This window comes from candidate division WOR-3 bacterium (assembly GCA_039804165.1).
Classification (GTDB): domain Bacteria; phylum Hydrothermota; class UBA3072; order UBA3072; family UBA3072; genus JAFGHJ01.
The window spans coordinates 1-6,177 of record JBDRZZ010000044.1 but is presented as its reverse complement, the minus strand read 5'-3'; the positions used below and the strand labels follow the sequence as shown (position 1 = coordinate 6,177).

Below are 6,177 nucleotides of genomic sequence, written 5' to 3'. Positions count from 1 at the left end.
TCAAAACAACCGTTACATTGTCTTTTCCTCCCTTTTTATTTGCCTCATCAATAAAAGCCTTAGCCATATCTGAAATATTATTTCTTTTTTGTAAGCATGTGGACAAAATTTCCTCATCCGTTAGCATTTCTGTTAAGCCATCAGTGCATAATAAAATTAAGTCATCGTCTCTGAGTTGTTCTCTTACAAAAAATGGAATAGGTGGGGTTCCTATTCCAAGAGCCTGAGTTATTACATTTTTCATAGGATGTAACTTAGCCTCCTCTTCATTAATTACACCTGATTTAAGAAGCTCTGCTACTACAGAATGGTCTTCAGTAAGCTTAATAATTTTTTTATCTCTTATAAGATATCCTCTGCTATCACCCACCGAACATATATGTAATGTTCTATCCTTTAGATAACTTACAACAACCGTGGTTCCCATTCCCTTGAGGGAATTTTCTTGTTCTGATTTTTTCTTAATTTCTTCATGAGCAGAAAATATTGATTCAACAAGGGCTTTCTTAATTTGTTTACTGTCCTGTATATCTCCTTTTTTATAAAGAAAATCTTTAATAGTAGTTACAGCCAGACTGCTTGCCACCTCCCCTGCATTATGACCTCCCATACCATCTGCTACGATGAAGATACCTCTTTCTTCATCAATAAAAAAGGCATCTTCATTGTTTTGTCTCACTACCCCCTTGTCTGTAAGAGCAGATGCTCTTAAGTTTTTCATATCTAATCTCATACATTAAGTTTTTTTATATATAACCTTATCAATCAACCCATACTTTACTGCTTCTTCAGCTGTCATAAAAAAGTCTCTATCTGTATCTCTTTCAATAACTTCAATAGGCTGTCCTGTATGATAAGATAAAATTTTGTTAATAACTCCTTTTATTCTGTTTACTTCCCTTGCCTGTATCTCAAGGTCTTTCGCTTGTCCTTGAGCACCTCCCAGTGGTTGATGAATCATTATTCTTGCATTAGGAAGAGCCATTCTCTTTCCTTTTTTGCCTCCTGCAAGTAGCACCGCAGCCATTGATGCTGCCTGCCCTATGCAAATAGTTACTACATCACAGGCTATATATTGCATAACATCATAAATAGCTAATCCAGCTGTTACCACACCTCCTGGACTGTTTATGTAAAAGTAAATATCCTTTTTAGGATCTTCTGCCTCAAGGTAAAAAAGTTGAGCTGTGATTATGTCTGCTACATCATCATTAATCTCGCCAGTAAGAAAAATCATCCTTTCAGAAAGAAGCCGAGAATAGATATCTACATGTCTTATTCCTGCAGGTGTCTGTTCTATTACATATGGAACTTTAAGAATACCCATTTATTTCCTCCCTATTTTTTATTCCATTAAAGATGAGAGCTTAAAGATACTTTTTTAAGCCATAGCAACCCTCATAGGGAAAATCTACTCTGGTATCTCAAGTAAAAAACCTTCACCTCTTAAAGTTCTTATATACTTATTCCCATAAGGATCTAAACGTTTTCTAAGTCTGTAGACAACCTGCCTTACTTCCTCGGGAGTTACTACATAACGGTCTGAAACCGCTCTTTTAGGCCATATGTAATTGATGATGGCTTCTACACTTACTACCTTGTTTCTATTTTCGTATAGTATTTCAAAAAGTTTTAACTCCCTTCCACTTAGCTCATATTCTTTGTTGTGAATTTTTACTTTCCTTTTTTCCTTTTCAAAGATAATATTATCTTTCGCAGTTTTATCTACGAAGTTTTCAATTTGAGTTTGGCTAAACTCAATATAATCAAATGTTTGCCCAGGCTCATAATTTAACCGACAAATTAAAACAGCTTCTCTTTTACTCAAAATAATAACATCTCCATCTTTAAGCTCATAAAATTTACCCTTTTCAATTTTATTATGATTAAGCCATGTTCCATGTTTACTTAAATCCCTTATGTAATATTTCCCATTAATGCACTGAATTTCTGCATGAATTCTTGAGATATAAAGACTATCAAAGCTTATATCTGCTTTGTGTTGTCCTTGAGATCTGCCAAGAATTATCTTTTCAAAATCTGGAAGAGGTAAACACTCATTTTTTTCGTAAGGTTCTCCTTCCAAAACTACCAAAAAATTATGTTTTTCCATGAATTTTCACATTTTAATTACTTATCCCAAGATTAAATTTTAAACTTTCACCTTCCATCTGAACTTCTATTGCATCTCCTTCTTTGAAATTACCTTCCAGTATCCTTTCTGAAAGAGGTTCTTCAACATATTGTTCAAAAGCTCTCTTTAAATTCCTCGCTCCATACTCTTCACTGTAACCTTTACTTACAATAAAATCTAATGCCTCCTCAGTCAAGCTAACTTTAATATTCTTAAACAAAAGTTTTTTGTTAAGCTCCGGAAGAAATTTTTCTCTTAAAATTTTTTTCATAGTCTCTTTACTTAAAGGATAAAAAATTATCTTTTTCTGAATTCTGTTTAAAAGCTCAGGTCTCAGAGCTTTTCTTACTGCTTCTTCAATAACTTTTTCATAAGAATCATAATCCTTTGTTTCTTCATCTTGAACTACTATCCCAATTTTTTTAACTTTTTGTAAGGTTGATACTCCAAGATTAGAAGTCATAATAACTATGGTTTCTGTAAATTTTACTTTTCTTCCATGAGAATCTGTTAGTCTACCTTCATCAAGAATCTGAAGCAAGAGGTCAAGAACTTCAGGATGGGCTTTTTCTATTTCATCAAAAAGAACTACTGAATATGGATTGGTTCTCACTTTCCCTGTAAGATATCCTTCTTCTTCATAACCTACATAACCAGGAGGAGCACCAATTAATTTTGCAACAGAATGCTTTTCCTGATATTCAGACATATCAATTACAATAAGTCTTTCTTCAGAGTGAAACAAAAATTCTGCCAATGCTTTTGCAAGCTCTGTTTTTCCTGTCCCCGTTGCTCCAAGAAAAAGAAAAGAACCAAGTGGCTTATTTGGATCTTTAAGTCCTGTCTTTGCTTTCCTTATTGTTTCTGCTACTGTCTTTATAGCATGCTCTTGTCCCATAACTCTTTGTCTAAAATATTCTTCCATTCTTAAAAGCCTTTCTTTCTCATCTTCCGTAAGTTCCTTTACAGGAATCCTACATCTTTCTGATAATACCTGTGCTATGTCCGTTACTGTCAATCCATTAGATTCTTCAAACTTTTTACCGGGTGTAAGAGTAAAAAGCGCTTTTCTTGCACATGCCTGGTCAATAAGATCAATTGCTTTGTCAGGAAGACGATGATCAGGTAAATACTTTACAGAGAGTTCAATTGCTATTTCAATTACTGAATCAGGAATAAATATTCCGTAGTGTGCTTCAAATCTCTTTCTTATCCCTTTGATAATCTCAACTGTTTCCTCAATCGTTGGTTCCTCTACCCATACTACTTGAAATCTTCTTTCAAGAGCAGCGTCTTTCTCTATATATCTTCTATATTCTTTAGTAGTGGTTGCTCCAATACATTTTATTTCACCTCTTGCTAAAGCAGGCTTGAGAATATTTGCTGCATCCAGCGGGGCTCCAGCTGCTTCCCCTGCTCCGACAATTGTATGTATTTCATCTATGAAAAGAATTATGTTTGGCTCAGAAGATGCCTCTTTAATTATATTTTCCAGTCTTTCTTCAAAATCACCTCTATACCTTGTTCCTGCAATAAGACTTCCCATATTGATTTCAACAATCCTTAAATTCCTTAAGTTTTCATGAGCATCAGGTTTTACTATATATTGTGCAAGTCCTTCTACTATACATGTCTTCCCAACCCCTGCCTCTCCTACAAGAATAGGATTATTCTTTCTTTTCTGAAGAAGTATTTGAGCACATTTTTTAATCTCAGCCTTTCTTCCTATGCATGGCTCAAGTTTTCCCTGTCTTGCAAGTTCTGTTAAGTCTCTTCCAAATTTATTAAGAAATGGGGTTGGTGTTCTTTTCTCCTTTTCTATAGGTTCAGTCTCTCTCTTTATGTCTTCCATGACAATTGTCTCATCATACGTCGGTTCCTTTGATAAAGAAGCTTTTATTATTTCTTTTAACCCAAGATTTGAAAAAAGCTCCAGAAGGATTGAAGAGGGATTTAACATTATAGCATGGAAAAAGTGTTTTAATTCTATTTTTGATTTCCCTTCTTCATCACTTATCCTTTCAGCAGTATTAAACATTTCCCTACATCTTTCACTTCTGTGACCTGTAAAATTGCTTTCTACAGGTTGTTTGTATTTTATAATTACTCTTAATCTTCTGCGAGCAGTTTTTGGATCAATGCCACAAGATCTGAGAAAATTAGAGAAATTTTGTATTTCCCTTTTAGCATCATTAAACTGGTTTTCAGATATCCCCTCTACTTCATCTAAGGTCAATACATCTTCTACTTTGCAAAGTCCTAAGAAAACATGTTCATTTTCAAGATAAGGACTCGGTATAAATTTTGCTTCTGTAGCAGCTATACTTATAGCTATTTGTGCTCCAGTTGAAAGAGGCTTCATATTTATTTAACCAAATCTTATCATTATCTTGGCTCTTCTTAATTCTTTGCTGTAATCTTTCTTTTCAAGAGGAATCTCTATTGTTTTCCTTTTATTAGTTTTTAAATCTAAAACCAGCATGAATCCCTCAAGAGTTTGTATCTTTTTAGATAAAGTATAAATAGCCACTTTTTGAATTTATCTTTTCTTGTCCAAATCATATCCACCTCCTAAATGAAATTTTTTATAATAAAATCAAATTAAAATTCAATATTAAAAATGTTATAAAAGTTATAAAATTGTTATAGCATTCAATCTCTCAACACTTCCCATACCTCTATTTCCCCCTCACCTTTCTGTAAGGATAATATACCTACAAAAAATATTTTGAATCTATGACAAATCTTTCTATAAGTCTCCCTTCCTATATAAATACTATTTGGTTTTGTTAAAGATTCTATTCTTTTTGCTGCTACTACTGCATAACCCATTGCAGTATATTCCAGTCTTTTACTTGACCCCATGTATCCTGCTATTACTTCACCTGATTCAATTCCTATACGTATGTTAAATTTTTTGTTGTTAGGCAAATCACTTATAAATTTAGAATGTTTATTTAAAATACTCAATCCACATCGAACAGCTCTAATGGCGTGCTCTTCATCCTTCTCAGGAACTCCAAAAATTGCCATTAATCCATCACCCATATATATATTACCCCATTTTCATCAAATATTTCATTGACTATTAAATCAAAAAAAATCACATAAAATTTTAGAAATCTCTATAAGAGGAAGTCCTTCTATCATCTTTGTGAATCCTACAATATCTAAAAAAAGAATAGTTGCCTCTGTTTTTTTGGGGTAACATCTCAAATTTCCATATTTTTTAATATCACGAAAAATTCGTTCTACTAAAGTCGGAAAAAAATCTCTCCAAAGAAATCCTCAGAATTGTCTCCTCTACAATTTTTTTATTTAGCTCTATTCTTTCAAATCCTAAAATCATTTGATTGACTATGATATTTAAAAGTAGAGACTAACCCTTAAAATTGTGTAAATATATCCTATCTTTTAAAAATTTTGCAATATCCCTTTTAAACATTTTCTGCTACCCCTATATTCTCTAAATAAACAACTTTGTCAACCTCCTCAAATCTCAATGCAAATATCTGCTTCAACCTGTAGCTTAAAGCGAGTAAAAACTCCTCATAGTCTTTATTAAAGCGCTTCCACCTGGCAGGCAAAAGGGCAGGTCTGAAGGTATTTGATATTCTTACCCTGGGGATCCTTAGATGAAGCTGACCGAAGTTGGCTGTGAGTGTTCTTTTATAAGTGCCATTTGCATACTCCTGAGGGTTCTTCTGGAGATAGAACTCCCTTTCCTTCTGCATGAGATAATTCAGGATACCTTCCAGAAGGATGGTAAGACTTGGGTATTGCCCTCGATGAAGGAAGTCCTCCATAGAGGAAATAAAGTGTTTAAACTCTGTTTCTGGATCAAGCTTTCTTCCTCTCCTTGCCATTACTTACCTCCTAAACTTTTTGGTTATAGTATAAATTTTTACACAATTTTCTGGTTAATCCCGAAATTCATACTCCTTAGCCGAGTAGCGAACCTAAAGAGGGATGCTATGAAGGCCCTTAGAGACCTTCTGAGGGTAAATAGAAGACTCTACAAGGCACATCTGTTGAAGGAGAAC

The 6,177-nt window shown here is 33.8% G+C and carries 7 protein-coding genes; all 7 read right to left on the bottom strand.

Annotated elements, in window-relative coordinates; genetic code table 11:
• Positions 1–721, bottom strand: a 721-nt coding sequence (locus ABIN61_09055; protein ID MEO0294350.1) for a Stp1/IreP family PP2C-type Ser/Thr phosphatase, incomplete at its 3' end; no start/stop codon positions are given.
• A 15-nt stretch (positions 722–736) separates the two neighbouring features.
• Positions 737–1,327 (bottom strand): ATP-dependent Clp endopeptidase proteolytic subunit ClpP, encoded by a 591-nt coding sequence (clpP, locus tag ABIN61_09050; GenBank protein MEO0294349.1) that lies wholly within the window; start codon positions 1,325–1,327, stop codon positions 737–739.
• A gap of 84 nt (positions 1,328–1,411) precedes the next feature.
• On the bottom strand, positions 1,412–2,113 hold the full coding sequence (locus ABIN61_09045) for an FHA domain-containing protein (GenBank protein MEO0294348.1): 702 nt from the start codon (positions 2,111–2,113) through the stop codon (positions 1,412–1,414).
• A 13-nt stretch (positions 2,114–2,126) separates the two neighbouring features.
• Complete coding sequence (locus ABIN61_09040) at positions 2,127–4,496, bottom strand: ATP-dependent Clp protease ATP-binding subunit (protein ID MEO0294347.1); 2,370 nt, start codon at positions 4,494–4,496, stop codon at positions 2,127–2,129.
• A 6-nt stretch (positions 4,497–4,502) separates the two neighbouring features.
• Entirely contained in the window at positions 4,503–4,664 is a 162-nt protein-coding gene (locus ABIN61_09035) for a hypothetical protein (GenBank protein ID MEO0294346.1), read from the bottom strand.
• Positions 4,665–4,786: 122 nt separating this feature from the next.
• Positions 4,787–5,182 (bottom strand): adenylate/guanylate cyclase domain-containing protein, encoded by a 396-nt coding sequence (locus tag ABIN61_09030; protein ID MEO0294345.1) that lies wholly within the window; start codon positions 5,180–5,182, stop codon positions 4,787–4,789.
• 389 nt (positions 5,183–5,571) lie between these two features.
• The gene (locus ABIN61_09025) at positions 5,572–6,000 is read right to left on the bottom strand and encodes a transposase (GenBank protein MEO0294344.1); all 429 of its coding nucleotides are present in this window, start codon (positions 5,998–6,000) and stop codon (positions 5,572–5,574) included.
• Between the last annotated feature and the right edge of the window lie 177 nt (positions 6,001–6,177).

What these genes read in the sequence shown, in the direction of transcription:
- ABIN61_09025 (MEO0294344.1), bottom strand. Translation starts at nt 6,000, where the DNA reads ATGGCAAGGAGAGGAAGAAAGCTTGATCCAGAAACAGAGTTTAAACAC.
- ABIN61_09045 (MEO0294348.1), bottom strand. Translation starts at nt 2,113, where the DNA reads ATGGAAAAACATAATTTTTTGGTAGTTTTGGAAGGAGAACCTTACGAA.
- ABIN61_09030 (MEO0294345.1), bottom strand. Translation starts at nt 5,182, where the DNA reads ATGGGTGATGGATTAATGGCAATTTTTGGAGTTCCTGAGAAGGATGAA.
- ABIN61_09040 (MEO0294347.1), bottom strand. Translation starts at nt 4,496, where the DNA reads ATGAAGCCTCTTTCAACTGGAGCACAAATAGCTATAAGTATAGCTGCT.
- clpP (MEO0294349.1), bottom strand. Translation starts at nt 1,327, where the DNA reads ATGGGTATTCTTAAAGTTCCATATGTAATAGAACAGACACCTGCAGGA.